Source organism: Streptomyces chilikensis, assembly GCF_001642695.1.
GTDB classification, from domain to species: Bacteria; Actinomycetota; Actinomycetes; order Streptomycetales; family Streptomycetaceae; genus Streptomyces; species Streptomyces chilikensis.
The window spans coordinates 3,003,050-3,026,952 of the sequence record NZ_LWCC02000005.1 but is presented as its reverse complement, the minus strand read 5'-3'; the positions used below and the strand labels follow the sequence as shown (position 1 = coordinate 3,026,952).

General features: G+C 74.0%; 21 protein-coding genes, 1 tRNA gene and 1 pseudogene. 10 read left to right on the top strand and 13 right to left on the bottom strand.

The window, feature by feature from the left end:
- Positions 1-256: 256 nt before the first annotated feature.
- Complete coding sequence (locus tag A2U95_RS13555; RefSeq protein ID WP_151775204.1) at positions 257-559, bottom strand: GroES family chaperonin; 303 nt, start codon at positions 557-559, stop codon at positions 257-259.
- A gap of 104 nt (positions 560-663) precedes the next feature.
- Positions 664-1,026 carry a DUF3618 domain-containing protein gene (locus A2U95_RS13550; protein ID WP_166022361.1) on the bottom strand — a complete coding sequence of 121 codons (363 nt, stop codon included), beginning with the start codon at positions 1,024-1,026 and terminating at the stop codon, positions 664-666.
- A 169-nt stretch (positions 1,027-1,195) separates the two neighbouring features.
- On the opposite strand from A2U95_RS13550, the gene bcp reads away from it, so the two are divergent.
- The gene (bcp, locus tag A2U95_RS13545) at positions 1,196-1,663 is read left to right on the top strand and encodes a thioredoxin-dependent thiol peroxidase (RefSeq protein ID WP_166022360.1); all 468 of its coding nucleotides are present in this window, start codon (positions 1,196-1,198) and stop codon (positions 1,661-1,663) included.
- A gap of 163 nt (positions 1,664-1,826) precedes the next feature.
- On the opposite strand, the gene A2U95_RS13540 is transcribed toward bcp, so the two are convergent.
- Positions 1,827-2,135: a hypothetical protein gene (locus tag A2U95_RS13540; protein ID WP_166022359.1), complete on the bottom strand. Its 309-nt coding sequence runs from the start codon at positions 2,133-2,135 to the stop codon at positions 1,827-1,829.
- A gap of 199 nt (positions 2,136-2,334) precedes the next feature.
- Here A2U95_RS13540 and A2U95_RS13535 point away from each other — a divergent pair, with 199 nt between their 5' ends.
- Together A2U95_RS13535 and A2U95_RS13530 are read left to right on the top strand one after the other, a co-directional pair.
- Positions 2,335-2,769 (top strand): Hsp20/alpha crystallin family protein, encoded by a 435-nt coding sequence (locus A2U95_RS13535; protein WP_166022358.1) that lies wholly within the window; start codon positions 2,335-2,337, stop codon positions 2,767-2,769.
- A 176-nt stretch (positions 2,770-2,945) separates the two neighbouring features.
- Positions 2,946-3,353, top strand: a pseudogene (locus tag A2U95_RS13530) (DUF2267 domain-containing protein); the annotation flags it as partial.
- Here the strand turns inward: A2U95_RS13530 and A2U95_RS13525 are convergent.
- The gene (locus A2U95_RS13525) at positions 3,268-5,892 is read right to left on the bottom strand and encodes a transglycosylase domain-containing protein (protein WP_240957311.1); all 2,625 of its coding nucleotides are present in this window, start codon (positions 5,890-5,892) and stop codon (positions 3,268-3,270) included. The pseudogene A2U95_RS13530 and the gene A2U95_RS13525 overlap by 86 nt on opposite strands.
- Positions 5,893-6,132: 240 nt before the next feature.
- Between A2U95_RS13525 and A2U95_RS13520 the strand changes: the two genes are divergently transcribed.
- Positions 6,133-6,783: a DUF1707 SHOCT-like domain-containing protein gene (locus A2U95_RS13520; RefSeq protein ID WP_240957463.1), complete on the top strand. Its 651-nt coding sequence runs from the start codon at positions 6,133-6,135 to the stop codon at positions 6,781-6,783.
- A 168-nt stretch (positions 6,784-6,951) separates the two neighbouring features.
- Here the strand turns inward: A2U95_RS13520 and A2U95_RS13515 are convergent, their stop codons facing one another.
- Positions 6,952-8,448, bottom strand: coding sequence for an MFS transporter (locus A2U95_RS13515; protein WP_166022356.1), 1,497 nt, complete (start codon positions 8,446-8,448; stop codon positions 6,952-6,954).
- Positions 8,449-8,512: 64 nt separating this feature from the next.
- Positions 8,513-9,775, bottom strand: a complete 1,263-nt coding sequence (locus tag A2U95_RS13510; RefSeq protein WP_166025172.1) for a DUF445 domain-containing protein — start codon at positions 9,773-9,775, stop codon at positions 8,513-8,515.
- A gap of 384 nt (positions 9,776-10,159) precedes the next feature.
- On the opposite strand from A2U95_RS13510, the gene A2U95_RS13505 reads away from it, so the two are divergent.
- On the top strand, positions 10,160-11,476 hold the full coding sequence (locus tag A2U95_RS13505) for an SGNH/GDSL hydrolase family protein (RefSeq protein WP_166022355.1): 1,317 nt from the start codon (positions 10,160-10,162) through the stop codon (positions 11,474-11,476).
- A 29-nt stretch (positions 11,477-11,505) separates the two neighbouring features.
- Positions 11,506-11,591, top strand: a tRNA-Leu gene (locus A2U95_RS13500).
- Between the two features lie 92 nt (positions 11,592-11,683).
- Here A2U95_RS13500 and trpB read toward each other — a convergent pair.
- From trpB to A2U95_RS13465, 7 genes are read right to left on the bottom strand one after another with little or no spacing between them, the layout of a single operon-like run.
- Positions 11,684-12,940 (bottom strand): tryptophan synthase subunit beta, encoded by a 1,257-nt coding sequence (gene trpB, locus A2U95_RS13495; RefSeq protein WP_166022354.1) that lies wholly within the window; start codon positions 12,938-12,940, stop codon positions 11,684-11,686.
- Entirely contained in the window at positions 12,937-13,770 is an 834-nt protein-coding gene (gene trpC, locus A2U95_RS13490; protein ID WP_166022353.1) for an indole-3-glycerol phosphate synthase TrpC, read from the bottom strand. The genes trpB and trpC overlap by 4 nt, the downstream gene beginning before the upstream one ends.
- Positions 13,767-14,810, bottom strand: coding sequence for an anthranilate phosphoribosyltransferase (gene trpD, locus A2U95_RS13485; protein WP_166022352.1), 1,044 nt, complete (start codon positions 14,808-14,810; stop codon positions 13,767-13,769). Before trpD ends, trpC begins: the two co-directional genes overlap by 4 nt.
- Positions 14,807-15,427, bottom strand: coding sequence for an anthranilate synthase component II (locus A2U95_RS13480; RefSeq protein ID WP_166022351.1), 621 nt, complete (start codon positions 15,425-15,427; stop codon positions 14,807-14,809). The genes trpD and A2U95_RS13480 overlap by 4 nt, the downstream gene beginning before the upstream one ends.
- A complete protein-coding gene (locus tag A2U95_RS13475) occupies positions 15,424-16,950 on the bottom strand; it encodes an anthranilate synthase component I family protein (protein ID WP_166022350.1) in 1,527 nt (508 codons plus the stop codon). Before A2U95_RS13475 ends, A2U95_RS13480 begins: the two co-directional genes overlap by 4 nt.
- Complete coding sequence (locus A2U95_RS13470; RefSeq protein WP_166022349.1) at positions 16,947-18,224, bottom strand: ATP-grasp domain-containing protein; 1,278 nt, start codon at positions 18,222-18,224, stop codon at positions 16,947-16,949. The genes A2U95_RS13475 and A2U95_RS13470 overlap by 4 nt, the downstream gene beginning before the upstream one ends.
- A gap of 12 nt (positions 18,225-18,236) precedes the next feature.
- The gene (locus A2U95_RS13465; RefSeq protein ID WP_166022348.1) at positions 18,237-18,812 is read right to left on the bottom strand and encodes an NADPH-dependent FMN reductase; all 576 of its coding nucleotides are present in this window, start codon (positions 18,810-18,812) and stop codon (positions 18,237-18,239) included.
- A gap of 398 nt (positions 18,813-19,210) precedes the next feature.
- Between A2U95_RS13465 and A2U95_RS13460 the strand changes: the two genes are divergently transcribed.
- Genes A2U95_RS13460 through A2U95_RS13445 form a run of 4 tightly spaced genes read left to right on the top strand, consistent with a single transcriptional unit; the run spans position 19,211 to position 23,893 of the window.
- Positions 19,211-20,557 carry a circularly permuted type 2 ATP-grasp protein gene (locus A2U95_RS13460; RefSeq protein WP_166022347.1) on the top strand — a complete coding sequence of 449 codons (1,347 nt, stop codon included), beginning with the start codon at positions 19,211-19,213 and terminating at the stop codon, positions 20,555-20,557.
- The gene (locus A2U95_RS13455) at positions 20,554-21,876 is read left to right on the top strand and encodes an ATP-grasp domain-containing protein (RefSeq protein ID WP_206282879.1); all 1,323 of its coding nucleotides are present in this window, start codon (positions 20,554-20,556) and stop codon (positions 21,874-21,876) included. Before A2U95_RS13460 ends, A2U95_RS13455 begins: the two co-directional genes overlap by 4 nt.
- A gap of 11 nt (positions 21,877-21,887) precedes the next feature.
- The gene (locus tag A2U95_RS13450) at positions 21,888-22,676 is read left to right on the top strand and encodes a tryptophan 2,3-dioxygenase family protein (protein WP_240957310.1); all 789 of its coding nucleotides are present in this window, start codon (positions 21,888-21,890) and stop codon (positions 22,674-22,676) included.
- On the top strand, positions 22,673-23,893 hold the full coding sequence (locus A2U95_RS13445) for an aminotransferase class V-fold PLP-dependent enzyme (protein ID WP_206282878.1): 1,221 nt from the start codon (positions 22,673-22,675) through the stop codon (positions 23,891-23,893). Before A2U95_RS13450 ends, A2U95_RS13445 begins: the two co-directional genes overlap by 4 nt.
- Positions 23,894-23,903 lie beyond the last annotated feature (10 nt).

Genomic DNA, 23,903 nt, shown 5'->3' with positions numbered 1-23,903 from the left:
TCCGATGCGGACGACGCGCCCGGCGACGCCGCCCCGCCCTCCGGTCCGGCCCGCCCCGCGCCGCCCCCGGCGCACCACCCTCCGCACCACCCTCCGCACCACCAGGACCCGCCCGGGGGCGGCCCGCACCTCCCGCCCCACGAGCAACACCCCTGGCCCTGGCCCCACCTGGCCCTGTGAGCGCCCCACGGGGACACGGAAGGGGCCGGTGACCGCGGTCGCGGTCACCGGCCCCTTCGCGTCGGGTCCGTCGTGCCTAGAGGTACAGGCCCGTGGAGTCCTCCGCGCCCTCGAAACGGTCCGCGGCGACCGCGTGGAGGTCCCGCTCCCGCATCAGCACGTAGGTCATCCCCCGCACCTCGACCTCCGCCCGGTCCTCCGGGTCGTACAGGACGCGGTCGCCCGGCTCGACGGTGCGGACGTTCTGACCCACCGCCACGACCTCCGCCCACGCCAGGCGGCGGCCGACCGCCGCCGTCGCGGGGATGAGGATGCCGCCGCCCGAGCGGCGCTCACCCTCCGAGTTGTCCTGACGCACCAGCACGCGGTCGTGCAGCATCCGGATCGGAAGCTTGTCGTCCTGGGTGTCACTCACAGTTCTGTTGACGCTCACGGTGTGAACCTACCTGGCCCTCGCTCCTGGCCGCCCGGGCGGGTGGCGGGTCAGCGGCGGCGTCGCCCGCCGCGCGAGCGGCCGGAGCCGCCCGAGCCGCGGGTGCCGAGCACCAGCAGTCCGACCACGCCGACCGCGACCAGCGCCACCGGCAGGATGCGGTCCACGCGCGGCGACCCCTCCTCGTCGACGAAGCGCCCCCGTACGCCGGTGAGGGTGCGGTTGACGCTGACGTAGGCCCGTCCGAGGGTCTGGTCGACCTGGCCGCGCGCCTTGGCCTTGGCGTCGTCCATCACCGTCCGCGGGTGCATCCGCACCCCGATCTCCTCGAGCGTCTCGGCCAGCAGTGCGCGGCGCCGCTCGATGTCCGCCTTGATCTGCGCCGGTGTCCTGGTGTCCGAGGTGTCCGCCACCGTGCCGCCTCCGTGATCGTGTCGCCGTCGGATGTCCGTACGTACTGCGTACTGCTTCCCGTGTTGCTGTCCACCAGTCTGTCAGCTCGTGGCCCGGCCGCACGGGCAAGCCCCCGGTTACGCTCGTACGCGCCCACCCGGTATCGAGCGATCCAAGGAGCACGACCCGATGTCCGAGCGACTCCAGCCCGGCGACACCGCCCCCGCCTTCACCCTTCCCGACGCCGACGGGAACGAGGTGTCGCTGGCCGACCACGCGGGCCGCAAGGTCATCGTGTACTTCTACCCCGCCGCGCTCACCCCCGGATGCACCAAGCAGGCCTGCGACTTCACGGACAACCTGGAGCTGCTGGCCGACGCCGGGTACGACGTGATCGGCATCTCGCCGGACAAGCCGGAGAAGCTGGCGAAGTTCCGCGACAAGGAGTCGCTGAAGGTGACCCTGCTGGCCGACCCGGACAAGAAGGTGCTCGAGGCGTACGGCGCGTTCGGCGAGAAGAAGCTGTACGGCAAGACGGTCGTCGGCGTCATCCGCTCCACGGTCGTGGTCGGCGCGGACGGCACCGTCGAGCACGCGCTCTACAACGTGAAGGCCACCGGCCACGTCGCCAAGATCATCCGCGACCTCGGCATCTGACCGCCTCCCCGGGAGCGGGGACGGGAGCGAGGGCGGGCCCGTGCGGCCCGCCCTCGCCCTGTTCTCCCCCCGCCCTCGCCCCGTTTCCGCCCCGCCCTCGCCCCGCGCCCGCCCCCCGTCGCCGTCCCGGCCCCCACGCGCCGGCCTCCGCGCACCTGGTGCGTCAGGCGGCGCCGTGGCGGTCGGCGAGGACCCAGGACGCGGCGGCCACGCCGGCCGTGACGGTGAGCACGGACGTCCACGCGCCCAGCCGCCCGGCCAGGGGGTGCGACCCCGCGAACGCGGCCACGTACGCCGTGGTGAGCCCGGCGGCCACCCCGCCGCCCGCCTGCCGCCGCCACCGGTTCGCCGCCGCGGCGCCGGCCGCGGCCAGCACCACCCCGCCGAGCTCCCGCCGCTTCGTCCAGCGGGCCACCCCGTACCCGCCGATCAGCCCGGTCGCCGCCACCGCGGCCGTGGGCACCGTCGCCATGCCGTCCTCCTCGTGTCGATGTCACCGCCCACGATGCCGAGCGGCCCGCCGGCGGTCAAAGCGGGTGGAGCGGGCGCGACGGGGCGGGCCGGGACAAGAGTTGAGTCCCGGCTTGTCAATTTTCCGGACCGGAGCTATATAAGAAGACGTAAGGGCATCGCACCCAAGAACCCCGTCCAGACGAAGGAGTGATCTCGTGATGCTCATGCGAACGGATCCGTTCCGTGAGTTCGACCGCCTCACCCAGCAGGTCCTCGGGAACGCGGGCGGGCTCTCCCGCCCGGCCGCCCTGCAGATGGACGCCTACCGGGTCGGGGACGACCTGGTCGTCCAGGTCGACCTGCCGGGCGTCGACCCGGAGACCATCGACCTCGACGTCGAGCGGAACCTCCTGAACATCCGGGCGGAGCGCGCGAACCGGACCCCGGAGGGCGCCGAGGTGATCGTCGCCGAGCGCCCGGCCGGCACGTTCAGCCGGCAGCTCATCCTGGGCGACACGCTGGACACCGAGCGGATCGACGCCTCCTACGACGCCGGCGTGCTGACCCTGCGGATCCCGGTGGCCGAACACGCCAAGCCCCGGAAGATCCGGATCAGCGGCGGAAGCACCGGCCCCAGGGCCCTCAGCCGCTGACGCCTTCCGCCCGCCCCGTGCGCCCGCCCCACGGTCTGCGCACACCGCGTACACGGAGGTGTACAGGCCGCGAAGGCGGGCATACGGGCGCAGTACCGGGCCGGGACAGGCCGCCGCCCGGCCCGGCAGTCACATCTGACGGGAGCTGAAGAGGAGCAGTCCCCTTGACCATTCCCATGATCCCGAGCGACGCCGCCACCGCCACTGCCACCGCCGCCACGGCCGAGGCCCCCGCCGCCGTCCCGGCGCCGCGCGCCGGCGCCGACGACAGGGCGTCCGGCCCCTCGTGGGACGACCTGGTCGCCAAGGTCCGTGAGGCCGGGCTCTACCCGACCGAGGAGCAGGCCGAACGGGTGACCCGTGCGGTGCTCGCGGCACTCGGCGAGCACGTCGTCGGCGACGAGCGCGTCGACCTGGCGCAGGCGCTGCCGGAGGAGGCGGGACGCATCGTCGCCGCCCAGGTTCCGGCCCACCAGCCGCCGGCCGCCGCGGAGTTCGTCAACGAGCTGTCCCGCCGGCTGCCCAACGCCACGCACGCCACCGCGCGCTGGGACACCACGTCGGTGCTCGGGGTGCTCCCCGGCCTGATCGGCGACGACCTGACCCACCGGGTCCTCGCCCAGCTCCCGCCCGGCTACGCCCTGCTGTTCGGCCAGGCCGAACTGCCGCGCGCCGCCTAGCGGCCGCTCCCTCCTCCCGTCGGCCGCGGCCATCGGCCGAAGCCGTGGTTCCGGGCCGGCGCCCCGCGGGGCGCCGGCCCGGAACCACGGGCGGGGGGGGGGCCGGACCGGCGGGCGGGGCGGCGTCGCCGGGCGCGTCGTCCGCATCGGACCCGGGCGACGGGACGGCCGAGCCGCCGGGGCCCGGGGCCGGACCGGCGGCGTCGCCCTCGCCGGAGCCGTCGCCGGTGCCGTCGCCGTCGTCGCCGTCGGACTCCTCGCCCCGGTCCTCGAAGGAGCCGTCGCCCTCGGCGGGCCCGGAGTCCCAGGGGAACCCGTCGTCCCCCGACCCCTCCGACGGGGACGCGGACGCGGAGGCCGACGCCCCGTCGCCCGGCACCGCGTACGGCAGCTCGAGGTCCCCGCTCCCCGAACGGATCCGGAGGTCGAAGGCGCTCGCCTCCTCCCCCTCCGTCGCGTCCTTCACGAACTTCGCCCAGATCTGCGCCGGCACGCCGCCGCCGTTGATCCGCCCCAGCCCCATCGCCCCGTACAGCGGCTTGTGCGCGGCCGTCTCAGGGTCCTGCCCCATCACCGACACCACGGCGACCAGGTCCGGCGTGTACCCGGCGAACCAGGCCGCCGTGTCCTCCTCGGCCGTGCCCGTCTTGCCGGCCGCCGGCCGCCCCGCGGCCTGCGCGGCGGTGGCGGTGCCCCCCGCGACGACGCCGCGCAGCACCGACGTCGTCGTGTCCGCCGCGACCCGGTCGACCGCCTGGGTGGTCCTGCGCTCCGGCAGCGGCACCGTCCGCGACCCGTTGCGCGTGATCTTCTCGACCAGCGTGTACGGCCGGTGGCGCCCGTGGTCGGCGAGCGTCGCGTACGCCTGCGTCATGTCCAGCACGCTCGCCGTGGCCGTGCCCAGCGCGATCGACGGGGAGGCGACCATGTCCGGGGTGCGCTCCGGGAGCCCCAGCCGCACCGCCGTCCGGTGCACCCGGTCGGGTCCCACGTCCACCGCCATCTGGGCGTACACCGCGTTGACGGACTTGTCGGTGGCCTCGCTGACCGAGATCTCCCCGTAGCTCCTGTCGTCCTCGTTCTCGGGTGTGTACCTGTCCCCCGGCCAGCCCTCCACGGCCCGCTTGCTGGTGCCGTCGTACATGGTCTGCGGGGTGATGGGCCGTCCGTCGTGGGTGTGCGCCCCGTGCTCGAGCGCGGCCGCCAGCACGAACGGCTTGAAGGTGGAGCCGACCTGGAAGTCCCGGCGGGTGGCGTTGTTCGTGTACTGCTTCACGTAGTCGGTGCCGCCGTACATCGCGACGACCTTGCCGGTGCGCGGGTCGATCGCGGCGGCCCCCGCCCGCACGTTCCTGTCCGCGTCCCGCACCTGCGGCTCCAGGTTGTCCAGCACCTCCTCCTCCACCGCGCCCACCAGCGCGTCCTGGGCCGGCCTGCGCAGGGTCGTCCAGATCCGGTAGCCGCCGCCGTCCAGCTCGGCCTCCTCGAGGATGCCGTGCTCCGCCAGGTACGCCTTGACGGCGTTGACGATGTACCCGCGCTGACCGGAGAGCGCCGTGTTCGCCCGGTTGGGGCGCGGCGCGGGGAACTCCAGGGCGGCCCGCTCCGCCCGGCCCAGCCAGCCCTCCTTGACCATGCCGTCCAGCACGTAGTTCCAGCGGACCAGGGCCTTCTCCCGGTTCTCCGGGTGGGCGTCGACATCGTAGGCGTTGGGGGAGTTGAGCAGCGCGGCCAGGTAGGCGCCCTGCGCGGCGTCCAGTTCGGAGGCGTCGACGCCGTAGTAGGCGTGGGCGGCCGCCTGGATGCCGTAGGTGTTGCGGCCGAAGTAGCTGGTGTTCAGGTAGCCCTGGAGGATCTCGTCCTTCGACTTCTCCCGGTCCAGCTTGATGGCGATGAAGAACTCCTTCGCCTTGCGGGTGAGGGTCTGCTCCTGGCCCAGGTAGTAGTTCTTCACGTACTGCTGGGTGATCGTGGAACCCGACTGGCGGCCCTTGCCGGTGACGGTGTTCCACGCGCCGCGGACCATCGCCTGGGGGTCCACGCCGGAGCCGTCGTAGAAGTCGCGGTCCTCGGCGGCGAGGACGGCGTGCCGGGCGTGCCGGGAGACCTGGGACAGCTGGACGCTCTCCCGGTTGACGTCCCCGTCACGGGCGAGGCGGGACCCGTCGGCGTAGAGGAACACGTTGCTCTGCATGGTGGCGAGGGCGTTGGCGCGGGGGATCTTCACCAGGTGGTAGCCGGCGGCCAGGGCGGCCGCGCCCAGCAGGATGACGGCGACCAGGCCCAGGAGGGTGAAGCGCCAGGTGGGGAGGGCGCGTCGCCAGCCCTTGCGCCGGGCGGCGGGGGCGGCCCCGCCGGCGGCGCCCCGCGCGGCGGCGGGGGCGTCCGGGGGCCGCTGGGGCTCCCGGCCCTGGAACGGCTCTTTCCTGCGGTCGTTCGTCATCGCGTGCTCCGGCTCCCGTTCCTCCGCGTCCCGCCGATACCCTATGCGCCCACTATGTACCGGTATGACCGAAGCGCGCCCGCAGGACTGGTCTGTGTCGGGGCCTCGGCACGCCGCCGTCCTGGCGGCATCCCGTTACCGGGGGCGTCCCGAACTCGTATGCTGCGCGCCATGGCCGACGCGTCGAACAAGCGGAACGAGCGGGACGAGGGCGGGGCAGCGCGGGGGGAACGGCGGGAGGTGCCGCTGCCCGAACTCCGGGCGGGGGACGCCGACCGCGAGCGGGTCGCGGAGCGGCTCCGGGACGCCCTCGCGGAGGGGCGGCTCGACATGGACGAGTTCCAGGAACGGCTGGACGTCGTGTACCGGGCGAAGACGTACGGGGAGCTGGAGCCGGTCACCCGGGACCTGCCCGCGCCGGGCGGACCGGCGGTCTCCATGGCGAAGCGGCCCGCCCCCGCCTCCGGGGCGGAACCCGACTGGTCGTCGCGGATCACCGGGGGCGAGGGTTCCTCCGACCGGGGGATCGCGGTGATGTCCGGCTTCCAGCGGGTCGGGCGGTGGGTGGCGCCGCGGCGGTTCAACGCGGTGGCGGTGATGGGCGGCGGGGTGATCGACCTGCGCGACGCGTACTTCGCGGGGCGTGAGGTCGTCGTGAACTGCGTCGCCGTGATGGGCGGGGTGGAAATCGTCGTCCCGCCGGGGGTCGAGGTCGTGATGCGGGGCACGGGGCTCATGGGCGGGTTCGACCACGACGCGCGGGGCGACTTCCCGGCCCCCGACCCGGGCGCGCCGCGGGTCGTCGTCACGGGCTTCGCCTTCTGGGGCGGCGTGGGGGTCCGCACGAAGCGCCCCAAGGGCGCCGGCAGGCGCCGCCTTCCCCCCGCCTGACCCGGTCTCCGGGAGCCCGCGCCTGCCCCGCCCCGCCCGGGACGGCGCGGGACCACCTCCACCCCCGGCGTCCGGGGGGGTAGCACCGGCCCGCGGACGGCGACGCGCAGCCGCGCCGCGGGACGGGCCGCGGCACGGCTGCGCGGGAGGGGCGGAGGCGGGACGGGGTCAGCGGGCGGGTGCGGCGGGGGTGTCGACGGTGGAGAGGGGCGTCGCGATGTCCTCCAGGCTGCGGCGTTCGGCCTTGACGGCGAGGAAGACCGCGACGAGCCCCGCCGCGCACATCAGGCCCGCGCCGATCTGGAACGCCAGCACCGTCTCCGCGATGACCCCGGACTCCGTGAGGTCCGCGAAGATCAGCGGGCCGGCGATGCCGCCCGCCGCCGTGCCGACCGCGTAGAAGAAGGCGATCGCCATCGCGCGGGTCTCCATCGGGAAGATCTCGGAGACCGTCAGGTAGGCACTGCTCGCGCCCGCCGAGGCGAAGAACAGCACCACGCACCAGCACGCCGTCAGCGTCGTCGCCGTCAGCACCTCCTGACTGAACAGCCACGCCGTCACGAACAGCAGGAGCCCGGAGAGGATGTACGTCGACGAGATCATGATCCGGCGGCCGACCGTGTCGAACAGCTTGCCCAGCAGCAGCGGGCCGAGGAAGTTGCCCGCGGCGATCACCGCGAAGTAGTAGCCGGTGTGGCCGACCTCGACGTCGAAGAACTTGGTGAGGATCGCGCCGAAGCCGAAGGTGATCGCGTTGTAGAGGAACGCCTGGCCGATGAAGAGGGCCAGCCCCAGCACCGTGCGCTTGGGGTACTTGGTGAAGACCGTCCTGGCGATCAGCCCGAAGCCGATGGACTTGCGCTGGTGGATGGTGATCTCACCGGCCGGCGGGGGCAGCTTGCGGCCCTGTTGCTCCTCGATCTCCCGCTCGACGTCGGAGACGAGTTTCTCCGCCTTCTCGCCCTGGCCGTGGATGAACTGCCAGCGTGGACTCTCCGGGACGTTCCGCCGCACCAGCAGGATCACCAGGCCGAGCACGACGCCGAGCGCGAAGGTCAGCCGCCAGCCGACGTTCGCGGCGAAGATGTCGGTGTCCAGCATCACGATGGACAGCAGCGCGCCGCCGATCGCGCCGAGCCAGTAGCTGCCGTTGATGATCAGGTCGACCCGGCCGCGGTACTCGGAGGGGATCAGCTCGTCGATGGCGGAGTTGATGGCCGCGTACTCGCCGCCGATGCCGAACCCGGTCAGGAAGCGGAAGAGGAAGAACCACCAGACGTCGAACGAGATCGCGGTGAGGGCGGTCGCCCCCAGGTAGACCGCCAGGGTGGTGATGAAGAGCTTCTTGCGGCCGAAGCGGTCGGTGAGCCAGCCGAAGAACAGCGCCCCGGCGCACGCTCCCGCGACGTACAGCGCCGCCGCCATACCGGTGACCTGGGCGGAGCTGATGGGCAGTCCGCTGCCCTCCTCGGCCAGCCGGCCGGCGATGTTGCCGACCGTGGTGACCTCCAGCCCGTCCAGGATCCACACGGTGCCCAGGCCGATGACGATCATCCAGTGCCAGCGGGACCACGGAAGCCGGTCCAGCCGGGCCGGGACGGCGGTGGTGACGGTTCCTGTCTCCTTCGGGATCTCCGAAGGCTCGGGTGTCGCGGATACTGCCATCGCGTGGTCTCCCTCTCCGTTGAGCGAGCGGCGGTTCCCCTCCCTGTTGCCCCGCCCGTTACGGCTATGCCCCCAGCATGCGCGAAACGGTGTGGATCAGCAGCCCGGCCAGCGAGCCGACCACCGTGCCGTTGATCCGGATGAACTGGAGATCGCGGCCGATGTGCGCCTCGATCTTCCGGGTGGTGTGCTCGGCGTCCCAGCCCGCGACCGTGTCGGTGATCAGGGCGGTGATCTCGCTCCGGTAGGTGGTGACCACGTAGGTGACGGCGCCCTCGATCCAGCCGTCGACCTTCTCCTGGAGCCCCTGGTCCGCCTTCATCCGGGCGCCGAGGGCCAGCAGCCCCGCGCGCACCCGCAGCCGCAGCCGGCTCTGCTCGTCCTCGGAGGCGGTCACCATCATCCGGCGCACCGCCGACCAGGCCGAGGCGATCAGGTCCTGCACCTCGTCCCGGTTCAGCACCTCCGACTTCAGCCGCTCCACCCGGGCCCGGGTGTCCGTGTCGGACTGCAGGTCGGAGGCGAAGTCGGCGAGGAACCGGTCCAGCGCGTCCCGGGCCGGATGGGTCGGCATGTCCCGCATCTCGGTGACGAACCGCAGCAGTTCCTTGTAGACCCGCTCCCCCACCTTCCGGTCCACGAACCGCGGCGTCCAGCCCGGGGCGCCGCCCTGCACCGCGTTCATCACGCGGTCGCCGTGCAGCACCAGCCAGTCGTGCGCCCGCGCCACCACCAGGTCGACCGTCCGCCGGTGCCCCTGGTCCGCGACCACCCGCTCCAGCGTCTTGCCCAGCACCGGGGCGACCTCGGCCGCCTCCGCGCGGCGGGTGATGGCCTCGCCCACCACGTCCTGGACGTCACGGTCCTTCAGCACGGTCAGCGCGCCCCGCAGCGCGGTCGCCAGTTCGGCCGTCACCCGGTCGGCGTGCTCCGGTTCGGCCAGCCAGGCGCCCAGCCGGTTCCCGATGCCGACCGCCCGCAGCCGGGTCCGCACCACCTCCGCGGAGAGGAAGTTCTCCCCCACGAACTCGCCCAGCGACTCGCCGAGCTGGTCCTTCTTGGTGGGGATGATCGCGGTGTGCGGGATCGGCAGACCCAGCGGGTGCCGGAAGAGGGCCGTCACGGCGAACCAGTCGGCGAGCGCGCCCACCATGCCCGCCTCGGCGGCCGCCGCGACGTAGCCGGCCCAGGCGCCCGCCCCCTGGTGTTCCGCCCAGGTGGCCAGCGCGTAGATCACGGCGACCACCAGCAGCAGGCCCGTGGCCAGCGCCTTCATCCGACGGACACCCCGCTGGCGCTCCTCGTCGGCGAGGGTGAAACCATTCATGGTGCGTGCGGCCGAACGGGGGACGCCGCGATTGCCGCCGCCGGGCGGGCGGGCATGCTCGCCGTGCCCCGCACCGCCGCTCCCGGCACCGCCGACGCCGCCGGTGCCGCCGGCACCGCCGCCGCGTTCCCCGCCACCGCCGCCGGTATCGGCGGTGCCGGCGGGGTACCCGCCGTTCTCGTCCTGTCGTCCCATTCGTCGCCCGTCCACCTGTGTCACATGCCCCATCAGGAAAGAAACGTCCCTGCTGACCGACTCCGGGAACGGAGAGAAGGTTCCCGGCGTCTGTCCACGAGGACGCCCGGAGAGCCGCCGGGGATGTCCCGCACCTTCCGTCGTTCCAGTCGTTCCGTCGTTCGAAAAGCCCGAGGAGTCGAGCCCCGCATGACCAGGCGTCACGCTTGCGCCCTGCTGGCGGCCTTCACCGCCCTGATAATCGCCGTCAGCGCCGGCATCTACCTCGCGGCCCGCCAGGCGGGTGCCCGGACCGAGGCCCGCGACACCAGCGTGTCCGGGGGCCGCGCGCCCCACAATCCCGCCGCGCCCGCCTCCACCGGAACGTGGGTCGGCAGCTGGGCCGCCGCGCCCTCCGGGGCCGAGCCCGGCACGGAACTGACGGGCGTCGCCGGACGGTCCGTGCGCAACGTCGTCCACACCAGCGCCGGCGGTTCCGCCGCACGGGTGACCCTGTCCAACCACTACGGCCGGCAGCCGCTGCTCATCACCTCCGCCTCGGTCGGCGTCGCCCTCCGGGACGACACCCCGGAGGCCGCCCCGGACACGCTGCGCCCGCTGACCTTCTCCGGCGCCCGCGCGGTGACCGTCCCGCCGGGCGGCCAGGTGGTCAGCGACGCGGTGGCCCTGCGGGTGCCGGCCGACAGCGACGTGCTGATCACCACCCACTCCCCCACGCCCGCCGGCCCGGTCACCTACCACCGGCACGCCCGCCAGACCTCGTACCTCGCCACCGGCGACCACGTCCTCGACCCGCGGGCCCGGGCCTACACCGAGCCGACCCCGCACTGGCGGTACGTCACCGCCCTCGACGTCCTCAGCAAGGACGCCGAGGGCACCGTGGTGGTCATCGGCGACTCCCTCACCGACGGCGTCACCTCCACGCCGGACCAGGAGGCCCGCTGGACCGACGTGCTGGCCGAGCGGCTGGACTTCCGCCACGGCGTCGCCAACGCGGGCATCAGCGGCAACCAGCTCCTCACCGACGGCCTCGGCCGCCCCGCCGACAGCCCCAGCGGCCTGAACCGCTTCGAGCGGGACGCGCTGTCACGGCCCAACACCAGGGCGGTCGTCGTGGTCCTCGGCATCAACGACATCCTCCGCGACCCCGACGGCACGCCCGACCCCGCCGCCATCACCGCCGGCCTGCGCGCGCTGGTCACCCGCGCCCACGCGCGGGGCATCCCGGTCGTCGGCGCGACGCTGATGCCGTTCGGGGGCCACATCGGCTACGACGCGGTCCGTGAGACGGCGCGCCGGGCGGTCAACACCGAGATCCGCGGCGGCGGGATCTTCGACGCGGTGATCGACCTCGACAAGGCCCTCCGCGACCCCTACGCCCCGCACCGCCTGGCCGGGCACCTCGACTCCGGTGACCACCTCCACCTCAACGACGCGGGCTACCGCCGGATGGCGCAGCAGTTCGATCCGGGCGTGCTCACCCGGGGCCGGACGGCGACGCTCTGACGCCGAGTACGATGGCCGTGCACCGCTCCGCGGCCGTGGCGGAATGGCAGACGCGCAACACTTAGGATGTTGTGGACGGAAGTCCATGTGGGTTCGAATCCCACCGGCCGTACCACGAATGGCCCGCGAACCGGGGTGAACGGTTCGCAGGCCATCGCCCGGCGGGCTCCGCGGCGGCCGCGGGACCCGCGGCCGGGGAGGTCCCGCTCAGCCGGTCCCCTCCTTCTTCCCGTCGTACAGCCCGAACCAGCGGGCCGCCGTGTCCATGTCCTTGTCCCCGCGGCCGGACAGGTTGACGATCAGCAGGCCCTCCGGGCCCAGTTCCCGGCCCACCTCCAGCGCGCCGGCCAGCGCGTGCGCCGACTCGATCGCCGGGATGATGCCCTCGGTCCGGGACAGCAGCCGCAGGGCCAGCATCGCGTCGTCGTCCGTCACGGCCCGGTACTCGCCGCGCCCGGAGTCCTTCAGGTAGGAGTGCTCCGGGCCGATGCCGGGGTAGTCCAGTCCCGCCGAGATGGAGTACGGCTCGGTGATCTGCCCCTCCTCGTCCTGGAGCACGTAGGACCGGGAACCGTGCAGGATGCCCGGCTCGCCCGCGGTGAGCGTCGCCGCGTGCTCGCCGGTCGCGACGCCGTGTCCGCCGGGCTCGCAGCCCACCAGGCGCACCCCCCGGTCCGGGATGAAGGCGTGGAAGAGGCCGATGGCGTTCGACCCGCCCCCCACGCACGCCACCACCGCGTCCGGCAGCCGTCCGGCGCGCGCCAGGACCTGCCGGCGGGCCTCGACGCCGATCACCCGGTGGAAGTCGCGCACCATGGCGGGGAAGGGGTGCGGTCCCGCCACCGTCCCGAACAGGTAGTGGGTGCTGTCGACGTTGGCGACCCAGTCGCGGAACGCCTCGTTGATGGCGTCCTTCAGCGTCCGGCTGCCCGAGGCGACCGGGACCACCTCGGCGCCCAGCATCCGCATCCGCGCCACGTTCAGCGCCTGGCGCTCGGTGTCGATCTCCCCCATGTAGATGGTGCAGTCGAGGCCGAACAGGGCGCAGGCGGTGGCGGTGGCCACGCCGTGCTGGCCGGCGCCGGTCTCCGCGATGACCCGCGTCTTGCCCATCCGCCGGGTGAGCAGCGCCTGGCCCAGCACATTGTTGATCTTGTGCGAGCCGGTGTGGTTCAGGTCCTCGCGCTTGAGGAAGACCCGGGCGCCGCCCGCGTGCTCCGCGAACCGCGGCACCTCCGTGAGCGCGCTCGGCCGGCCCGTGTAGTTCACCAGCAGGTCGTCCAGCTGGGCCGCGAAGGCCGGATCGCCCTTCGCCTTCTCGTACTCCACGGCGACCTCGTCCACCGCGGCGACCAGCGCCTCCGGGATGAACTTGCCGCCGAAGGCGCCGAAGTACCCCTCGGCGCTCGGGACCTGGCCCTCCGGGTCCGGGTGGAAGGAACCTCCTGTCGTCACGGCTGTCATGACCTTTCCTGGATGAGGGCGGCCACCTCGGCCGCCGGGTCCGCGGACCGCATGAGCGTCTCGCCCACCAGCACCGCGTCCGCGCCGTCGGTGTGGAGCCTGCGGGCGTCGGCCGGGCCCCGCACGCCGCTCTCGGCGACCAGCACGCGGTCGGCCGGCACCTCGGCGCGCAGCCGGGCGGTGAGCCCGAGGTCGATGCGGAAGTCCCGCAGGTCGCGGTGGTTGACGCCGATGTTGGCCGCGCCGAGGAGCAGCGCGGTGCGCGCCTCCTCCACGCTGTGCACCTCGACCAGCGTGTGCAGGCCCATGCGCAGGGCGTACGCGTGGAGTTCGGAGAGCCGCCCGGCCGTCAGGGCGGCGACGACGAGGAGCACGGCGTCCGCGCCGAACGCCCGCGCCTCGGCGATCTGGTACTCGTCGACGACGAAGTCCTTGCGCATGACGGGCAGGCCGACGGCGGCCCGGACGGTCGCGATGTCCTCGGGGCGGCCCCCGAAGCCCTCGGTGTGCGCGAGGACCGACAGCGCGGCGGCGCCGCCCGCCTCGTAACGGCGGGCGAGCTCCGCAGGGCGGTAGTCGTCGGTCAGCGGGCCCTTGAGCGGGCTGCGCGGCTTGAGTTCGGCGATCACGGACAGGCCCGGCGCCCGCAGCGCCGCGCCGAAGTCGCGTACCGGCCCGGCCTGGGCGGCCCGGCGTTCGACCTCGGCGAGGGGCACGGCGGCGCGCCGCTCGGCGGTCTGCCGGTGCGCGGCGTCCACCAGGCGCGCGAGCAGGTCGGCGAGCGCCGCCGGAGCGGTCCCCGCGGCGGGGGGCGAGGACACCGCGGTCATGGTGTGGTCCCTTCTCGTCGTGCGGCGGCCGGGGCCGGCTTCGCCGTGGCGGTGATCCAGTCGTCGAGCAGTGCCCGGGCCCGTCCGCCGTCGACGGCGTCGGCCGCGAGGGCGAGGCCCTCGCGCCAGTCCCCGCTCACCCCCGCCGCGCGGAGGGCGGCGGCGGTGTTGAGGAGGACGACGTCCCGGCGCGGGCCGGGCTCCCCCGCCAGGATCCGGCGGACGATCTCCGCGTTCTCCGCCACGTCGCCCCCGCGCAGGTCGGCGAGGGTGGCCGGGGCGATGCCCAGGTCGGCGGGGTCGAGCCGGTAGCGGGTGGTGCGGCCCCGGACGAGTTCGACCACCTGGGAGGGGGAGCAGGTGCTGAGTTCGTCCAGGCCGTCCTCGGCGCAGAAGACGAGGGCGTGTTCGGTGCCGAGGCGGTGCAGGACCTCCGCCATGACCTCCAGCAGCGCCGGGTCGGAGACGCCGAGGGTCTGGTAGCGGGCGCCGGCCGGGTTGCACAGCGGGCCGAGCACGTTGAACACGGTCCGCACGCCCAGTTCCCGGCGCGGGCCCGCCGCGTGGCGGAACGCGGGCTGGAAGACCGGGGCGAACAGGAACGTGATGCCGGTCCCGGACAGGCACGCGGCCGCCTCGTCGGGGCCGAGGTCGATGCCGACCCCCAGGGCCTCCAGCACGTCCGCGCTGCCGCACGACGAGGAGGCGCTGCGGTTGCCGTGCTTGGCGACCGGCACCCCGCAGGCGGCGGCGACGACGGCCGCGGTGGTGGAGATGTTGAAGGTGTCGTGTCCGTCGCCACCGGTGCCGCAGGTGTCGAGGACGTGTCCGTCGCCGGGCAGCACGGTGCCGAAGGCGCGGGCGGTGGCGACCAGGCCGACGATCTCCTCCACGTCGGCGGGGCGGGCGGACAGGGCCATGGCGAAACCGGCGATCTGGGCGGGCGTGGCCTCGCCGCCCAGCACGGCGGCCATCGCCCGGCCCGCCTGCTCCCGGGTGAGCCGGCCTCCCCCGGCCAGCGTGCGCAGGGCCGTCTTCATCGGGCTGCCTCCTGCAGGAAGTTGACGACGATGTCCCGGCCCTGCTCGGTCAGCACGGACTCGGGGTGGAACTGGACCCCGAAGGTGGGGTGTTCGCGGTGGCGCAGGCCCATGACCGTGCCGTCCTGCGCCCAGGCGTTGGCGACGAGCTCGGCGGGCAGCGTGTCCGGGTCCACCGCCAGCGAGTGGTAGCGGGTGGCGGTGAACGGGTCGGGCAGCCCGGCCAGGACGCCGGTGCCGTCGTGCCGGACGCGGTCGGTCTTGCCGTGGACCGGTCCGACGCGGACCACCGCGGCGCCGAACGCCTCCCCGATCGTCTGGTGTCCCAGGCACACGCCGAGCAGCGGGACGCGCCCGCTGAGCTCCCGGACCGCGGCGAGGCTGACGCCCGCCTGGCCGGGGGCGCCGGGCCCGGGCGAGATCAGCACGGCGTCGTGGGTGGCGAGCTCCTCGACGGTGACGGCGTCGTTGCGGCGGACGACGGGGTCGGCGCCCGCCTCGGCCAGGTACTGCACGAGGTTGTAGGTGAAGGAGTCGTAGTTGTCGACGACGACGACGCGCGGCGCGGCGCCGGTCCGGGCGGCCCGTGGCGCGGTGGCGGTGGCGAGGGCGGTCACGCGTGCGCCTCCGCCCTCTCCACGGCGGCGAACAGCGCCTGGGCCTTGTTCAGCGTCTCGCGGTACTCCGCCGCCGGGTCCGAGTCGGCGACCACGCCGGCGCCGGCCTGGACGTACGCCTGGCCGTCGGCGATGACGAGGGTGCGCAGGGCGATCGCCGTGTCCAGCCGTCCGCCCGTGCCGACGAAGCCGAGCGCGCCGCCGTAGACGCCGCGCCGCTCCCGCTCCAGCTCGGCGATGATCTCCATGGCGCGGATCTTCGGCGCGCCGGAGACGGTGCCGGCGGGGAAGGTGGACCGCAGGGCGTCCAGCGGGGTGCGGTCCCCGGCGAGGTCGCCGCTGACCGTCGAGGACAGGTGCATGACGTGCGAGTAGCGCTCGACCTCCATCAGCCGGTCCACCCGCACGCTGCCGGGGGCGGCGATCCGGCCGATGTCGTTGCGGCCGAGGTCGACGAGCATGACGTGCTCGGCGCACTCCTTCTCGTCGGCCAGCAGTTCCTCCTCCAGCGCCTGGTCCGCGGCGGCGTCGACGCCGCGCCACCGGGTCCCGGCCAGCGGGCGGGTCTCGGCGCGGCCGTCCTCGGCCTTCACCAGGAGCTCCGGGGAGGCGCCGATGACGTGGCGGTCGCCGCCGAGCACCAGGTGGTACATGTACGGGGACGGGTTGACGGCGCGCAGGTGGCGGTAGACGTCGAACGGCTCGGCGTGCAGCGGCTTGCTGAACCGCTGCGACAGGACGACCTGGAAGATGTCGCCCGCGCGGATGTACTCGCGGGCCTGCTCCACCATCTCCAGGAACCGCTCCTCGCCGGTGTGCGCGCGCCAGGCGGAACGGTCCTGCTCGGCGGCGGTGCGGGCGGGCGCGAGCGGCCGGGCGTCGAGCGCGCCGGCCGGCAGCTCGCCCACCAGCCGCTCCCGCATCGCGGTGAGGCGGGCGACCGCGTCCTCGTACCGTTCGCCGGCCGTGTCGTACAGCGTGGTGATCAGCAGCCGGCGGGTGGCGTGGTCGAACACGACGAGGTCGTCCGCGCGCAGGAACGCCGACTCCGGCATCCCGGGCCCGGGTTCCGGGGCCACGGGCAGCCGCTCGAAGTGGCGGGCGCTCTCGTAGCCCAGGTAGCCCACCGCCCCGCCGTGGAACGGCGGCAGTCCGGGCAGCGGGGCCACGTCCCGGTCGGCCAGCGGCTGCAGCGCGGCCAGCGGGTCCCCGTCGCCGAGGTCGACCGGCTGCGGCCGGAAGGCGATGTAGGAGTACCGGGCGACGCTGCTGTCGGTGCCGACGACGCTCTCCAGCAGCAGGCCCGTCTCCCCCGGCCGGCACAGCCGCGCGAACGCGGTGACCGGCGTGACGGTGTCCGCGAGCAGCTCCATGCGCAAAGGCACGTAGGCGTGCGCGGCGGCGACGGCGCGCGCCTCCTGGGGGCCGGGCACGACCCCCGCGTCCTTCGCCGTCCTCGTCGTCGTGCCACCCGGCGCGGGCGGTGCCGCCGCGGGCGCCGGGTGCAGGATGGGCGTGGTCATGCGGCGGCTCCGACGACGACGTGTTCGGGAAGGGGGTCGACCGTGCGGTCGACGGTCGCGGCCGCGCGGTCCAGGGCGGCGGCGCACTCGGCCTCGTCCGCGCCGACGGCGACCAGCGCGGCGAGCCGCGGGATGGCCTGGCGCGGCGGGAGGAGCAGCCGGTCGCCGGGCTCGGCGATGACCGACGCGTGGGAGATGCCGGCGGTGGCGGCCGCGCCGGACAGGTCCAGGAGGCGGGCCCGCCCGTCGCCGGCCGGGTAGAGGAACCGGATCTCGGCGGTGTCCTGGCGGACGGGGGTGGTGTCGGGGCGGCGTCCGAAGGCGAGTTCCGCGGCGGCCTTGACCAGGTCGACGCCGGTGGCCAGGGCGCTGATGAACGGGATGAGGTCGCCGCCGAGCCGGGCGTTGAGCTCGATGAGCCGCGGTCCGCGGGAGGTGAGGCGCACCTCGGCGTGGGTGACGCCGGTGGTGACGCCCAGCACCCGGTGCGCGGCGACGACCAGTTCGCGTACCTCGCCGGCCCACGCCTCGTCGCACCGGGCGGCGACCAGGTGGCCGACCTCCTCGAAGTACGGGGCGAAGCCCAGGCGCTTGCGGGCGATGTGGACGACGTCGACGTCGCCCTCGTGCACCGCGCTGTCCACGCTGATCTCCGGGCCGTCGAGGTACTCCTCGACGAGGACGCCGTGGCCGGTGGGCAGGGTCGCGAAGGCGGCGCCGTCGGCGAGCTCGAACGCGGCGCGCACCTCGCGCTCGTCGTCGGCGCGGGTCACGCCGATGCTGCCGGCGAGGGCCCGCGGCTTGAGGACGACCGGGTAGCCGAGGTCGGCGGCGGCGGCCACCGCCTCGTCGACGGTGGTGACGAGGTGGTACCGGACCGCCGCGAGTCCGGCCCGGGCCATCAGGGACCGGGTGGCGTACTTGTCGCGGCAGTGCCGGGCGGCCTCGGGGGACAGGTGCGGCACACCGAGCTTCGCGGCGGCCTCCGCGGTCGCCTCGACGGCCGTCTCGTCCCAGGTCAGCACGGCGAGGGAGCCGGGCCGGGGGTCGGGGCCGGCGAGCCGGAGCACGGCGTCGGCGATGGCGACCGGGTCGCTGAGGTCGGCGACGGCGTAGGAGTCGAGGTAGCGGCGCTGCCACGTCGGCTCGGCGGGGAGGACGGCGGAGAGGGTGTGGTCCTCGTGCAGGCTCCGGAAGGAGTACTCGCGGTAGGCGCGGCCGCCGCTGCCGACGACGACGAGCCGGCCCGCGGAACGGGTGCTGGAGGCGGTCATGGAGGTCTCCTCTCAGTCCTGCGCCGTCGCGCGCAGCGGGGCGAGGGCGTTCGAGACGCGGAGCAGCTCGTCGAACATGGACTTGGCCGCCTCGTCCATGCCCTCGGCGGGCTGGAAGACGCCGTCGGCGTCGATGCGCTGCCCGATCCAGTGGATCGGCACGGCCTCGGTGACGGGCGTCATCTTGAGGGTGGTGACGACCTGCTTGATGCCCTGCACGGCGCGCAGGCCGGCGGAGCCGTTGGCGTAGCTGACGAACCCGACGGGCTTGTACTGCCACTCCTGGTAGAGGAAGTCGATGGCGTTCTTCAGGGGCGCGGTGAAGGAGAAGTTGTACTCCGGCATCACGAAGACGAAGGCGTCGGCGCGGGAGACGGTGGCGCTCCAGTCCTTGGTGTGCTGGTGCACGTAGGTGCCGCTGGAGGGGTGCTCCGGCTCGTCGAAGAACGGCAGGTCGATCTCCGCGAGGTCGACGACCTCGACCTCGAAGCCGCCGTGCCGGCGGGCCTCCTCGGCGGCCCAGGCGGCGACGGCGGGACCGACGCGGCCGGGGCGGGTGCTGGCGACGATGAACTGCAGGCGGGGCATGGGGTTTCTCCCTGTGAGGACGGTTCCGTGCGTCACCGCGGATCGTCCGAGGGCTCTGCTGCTGCCCGGCAGTGATGAGTAGGTAAGCAGCGCGCGGCGGGGGAACGCAACAGCCGCCGCCGGCCCGCCGGACGGAACACCCCTTTCGCCCCGTCATGTCGCCCGGCAGCGCCCTGACGCATTCACGACAGTCGTGAACGCGCACTGCCCGGGACCGCCCGAGGGGGCCCGGCCGGTGCCACAGTGAATTCACGTCACCGCGGACCGCTCCTCGCTTCAGCTGCCCGCCGCAGGAAATTCGCACCTCCCGTCTTTTCCGGCGCCGCCACCCGTTCCGGCGGCTTTCCCTCGCGCCCCGGTCCGGTACGCCGCGAGCCGGCAGAAATGGAGAACCGCCCATGGCGAACACCGCCACCGAACGCTACGTGGAGGAATCCGCGCGGCCCGACAGCGAACTGCCCGGCCTGCCCGAACGGGCCGACATCCCGCAGGAATACGGAAAGGCCTACGGAAACGTCCTGCTGGCCCGCCCGGTATTCGTCCCGGAGAACGAGATCCGCGCCTTCGCCGACGACCTGGCCGCGGTGTTCCGCCTCCTGGTGGCGCTCCCGGAGCGCTGCTTCGGCGGTGACCTGGACCGCTACGCCGCCGCGATCGGCCTGCCGCCGGAGTTCACCGAGGTGATGCGGGAGGGGGCGACCGGCGACCCGCTGCTGTACGCCCGCGCCGACGCCTTCCACGACGGCGCCGGCTTCCGGCTGCTGGAGCTCAACGTCGGCAGCGAGCTCGGCGGCGTCGACACCGCCCAGCTCAACCGCGCCTTCCTCGCCGACCCCGCCTTCGGGGAGTTCGCCGCCCGCAACCGGCTCGGCCACGTCGACACCATGGAGCTGCTGGCCGGCGAACTGCGCCGGGCCGGCGCCCGCGTCACGGACGGCGAGCCCGTGGTGGCGCTGCTGGAGGGTCCCGGCGCGCTCGACGAGCACAGCAGCGTGTTCACCTCCATCCAGGAGGACCTGCGGGGCCACGGCGTCGACCTGCTGCTGGGCGAGGTCCAGGAGGTCGTCGAGGAGGACGACGGCAAGCTCAGCCTGCGCGGCCGCCCGGTCGACGTGGTGCTGCGCTACTTCGCCACCTACCAGATCGCCGGCGACGCCGCCGCCCGCGCGGCGCTGACGCGGGTCAACCGCGCCCACGCGGCGGGCCGCACCGCGCTCTTCACCCCGCTCGAGGGCGCGCTGTTCACCAGCAAGGCCGCGCTCGGCCTGCTGCACCGGCCCGCCGTGCGGGCCGCCCTGACCGACGACGAGCGCGCCCTCGTCGACCGGGTGCTGCCCCGCACCTGGGTGCTCGGCGCGGACGGCTCCGAGGACGCCCTGGAGTACGCCCGCGCGCACCGCGCCGGCCTGGTGCTCAAGCCCGGCATGGGTTACAGCGCCGACGGCGTGGTGATCGGCCGGGACGTCACGGACGCGGAGTGGGAGGCGGCCCTGGCCGCCACCGCGCACCGCGACTACGTCGCCCAGGAACTCGTCGTGCCCGCCCTGGAAAAGGTCGTCGATCCGCACACCGGACGCATCGGGGAATGGGTCGCCAACTGGGGGATCTTCGTCACCGGAGAGGGATTCGGCGGTGCTTTCTGCCGCGCCCTGAAGCCGGAGGACGGCTCCGTCATCACCTACGCCAATCCCGGCACCCGGGGCACGTGCGTATTCACCTTCCCGGAAGAGGAGAACGGAATATGAGCGCCACGGAAAAATCCAGCCCGGCGCCGTCGCCACAAGAATTCGCGACGGCCGGCCACCGCCCCCACGTCGTCGTCGTCAACCGCTGGCGTGAGCGGTACGCGGAATTCACCCGCTACATCGACCACGCGGCGAACCGGGTCAGCTACGTGACGACCGAGGTCGGCACCGGCTCCGTCCCCGCCGAGGCCCACGACGTGGTCCTCGTCCCCGCCACCGACGACCTGGAGCGGGTCCGCGCCGAGGTGCGCGCCCTCGCCGCCCGGCACGGCGCCCCCGAGTCGATCGTCGCCCTCAAGGAGGACGACCTGCTGGTCGGCGCCGCGCTGCGGGAGGAGTGGGACGTCCCCGGGCCGCGCCAGCCGGAGCAGATCGTCTTCCGCGACAAGTACGTGATGTGCCGGGCCGTCCACGACGCCGGCCTCGACGTCCCGGCCTTCGCCGCCGCCACCGACGCGGCCGCCGTCCTGGAGTTCGGCGAGGCGCACGGCTGGCCCGTCATCGTCAAGCCGCGCACCGGGAGCTCCAGCGCCGGCGTGGTCCGCGTCGACGGGCCCGAACAGGTCGCCGGGCTCTCCCTGGACGCCGACCCGATGCTCGTCCAGGCCTTCGTCGACGCCACCATCTGCCACGTCGACGGCGTCTTCGACGGCGAGCGGCTGCTCGCCTGGCGGGCCTCCCGCTACCTGAACACCTGCCTCGGCTTCCGCGTCGGGAGCTTCCTCGGCTCCGTCGAGATCGACGACCCGCGGGTCAACGCCGCGATCGGGAAGGCGGCCACCGGCTTCCTCGGCGCGCTCTCCCCCGGCCGGGCCACCGTCTTCCACCTCGAGGTCTTCCTCGACGAGGACGACCTCGACGCCGACGGCCTGCCCCGCTGCCGCTTCCTGGAGTGCGGCGCGCGCGTCGGCGGCGCCGAGATCCCGTTCCTGTGGCGCGAGGTCCACGGCTACGACCTCATGCACGCCGCCTGGCAGCTCCAGCTCGACCGGCCGCTGCCGCCCGTGCCCGCCACCGCCGCCACGCCCTCGGCCACCGGGGAGGTGGCCGGCTGGATGCTCGTCCCGGCCCCCGCCGAGCGGCCGTGCCGCATCACCGAGTCGACCTCGATGACGGGGCGCCGCGAGGGCCCCTACGCCGAGGTGGTGCTGCGCCCCGGCGAGGTGCTGCCCGACGCCGACGCCTACTACGAGCACGTCGGCGGCCGCTTCCGGTTCCGCGGCGCGACCGCCGCGGCCGTCGAGACCGCCGTCACCACCACGGCACGCGACTTCCGGGTCCACGCCGAACCCCTGACGTTCTCCACCACCACCGCCTGAGCAGGAGCATCGTGGCTGCCAAGGACTATTCGGTCGCCGTACTCGACGGCGAAGGTTCCAACGACTACGCGCGCTACATGCGCACCGACACGCTGCTGGCGCTCCAGCGCCGCCCCGAGGACATGATCCACCGGGACGAGATGCTGTTCCAGATCGTCCACCAGACGAGCGAGCTCTGGCTCAAGCACGCCGCCTACGAGGCCGAGGAGGCCTGCCGCCTCATCGACGCCGGCAGCCTCGACGCCGCCACGCGGCTGCTCGGCCGCGCCTCGCTCGGCGTGCTGAACTGCACCGAGGGCCTGGAGATGATGCGGCACCTGGCCCCCTGGGACTTCCAGATCATCCGCACCGTCCTCGGACACGGCTCGGGCTTCGAGTCGCCGGGCTGGAAGGCCGCCCGCCAGGTCGGCCAGGACCTCGAGAAGGCCTTCCGCCGGCTGATCGAGGCCCGCGGGACCGACCTCGGCGAGGTGTACCGCACCGGCCAGGACACCGCCGAGTACCGCTTGGCCGAGGCGCTCATCGACTGGGACGAGCGCATCTCGCTGTGGCGGGTCCAGCACTACAAGATGACCACCCGTATCCTCGGCGACTCCGCGGTCGGCACCAAGGGCGCCCCCGTGGACTTCCTGGCCCGGCTGATCAGCCACAAGTTCTTCCCGCAACTGTGGGAGCTGCGCACCGAGCTGACGCTGAGCGGCCCCCTCGGCGACGCCGAGCCCGCTCCCGAGTACGCCGAGCAGGTCCCGGCGCCGGTCTGCCCGATGTCCGGGGACCGGAGCGGGGCGAGTGCGTCATGACCGTGACCACCGCGTCGCCCCGGGTGGGCGAGGCGGAGCGGACCCGGCCCGTCCTCGTCACGCCCGCCGCCTTCCGCCGCGGCTTCCCCATGCTGGAACGCACCGTCCACCTGGCGAGCTGCAGCCTGGGCGCCCGCTCCGAAGCCGTCGACGAGGCGCTGGAGCGGATGCAGGAGGCCATGGCCCGTCACGGCGCGCCCTGGCACCGCTTCGAGCAGGAGGTGGACGCCGCCCGGCAGCGCTTCGCCTCCCTGATCGGGGCGGGCGCGGACCAGATCGCCGTCCTGCCGAACGCCTCCGTCGGCGCGTACCAGGTCGTCTCGACGCTGTCGCTCAAGACCCGCGACGAGATCGTCACCACGGTCGAGGAGTTCCCGTCCGTCGCGCACGTCTGGCTGGCACAGCAGCCGCGCGGCGCCAAGGTGATCTTCACCGGGGACGACTCGGGCCGGGTGCGGCTCTCCGACTACACGACGGCCGTGGGCGCCCGCACCGCGCTGGTGTCCGTGCCGCTGTCGACGTACAAGTTCGCCGAACGCCCGCCGGTGGCCGAGGTGGTCGCGGCCGGCCGCGAGGCCGGGGCGCTCACCTTCGTCGACGCCTACCAGGCCGTCGGCGTCATGCCGGTGGACGTCACCGAACTCGGCTGCGACTACCTGGTCGCCGGGACCATGAAGTACCTCTCCGGCCTCCCCGGCGTGGCCTTCCTCTACGCCCGCGAAGGGGTGGAGAGCGACCAGGACCCGCAGCTGACCGGCTGGTTCGGGCGGGTGGAGCCGATGGCGTTCGACCCGCTGCGGCTCGACTTCCCCGCCATCGCCCGGCGGTTCGAGACCGGCACCCCGGCCGTGCCCGCGCTCTACGCCGCGAACGCCGCCCTGGCGCTCTTCACCGACGTCGACCTGGCGGACGTGCGGCGCCACGTCGAGGCGCTCGTCGAACGCACCGCACGGACCCTCACCTCCCAGGGCGAAAGGGTCCGCCGCGCCGAGAGCCCCGAGCGGCAGGGCGCCCACCTCGGCCTGTACGACAACGATCCGCCCGCGCTCGCCGGCTGGCTGGCCGGCCAGGGCATCGCGGTCAGTCCCCGCGGACCCGTCGTCCGCCTCTCCTTCCACTACTACAACTCCACCGACGACGTGGAGGCCCTCTGCCAGGCCATGCGCGAGTTCCGGGCACTGGCCGGCCCCGCCGCCCCGTCCCGTTCCCGAAGGTGAGACCCGCATC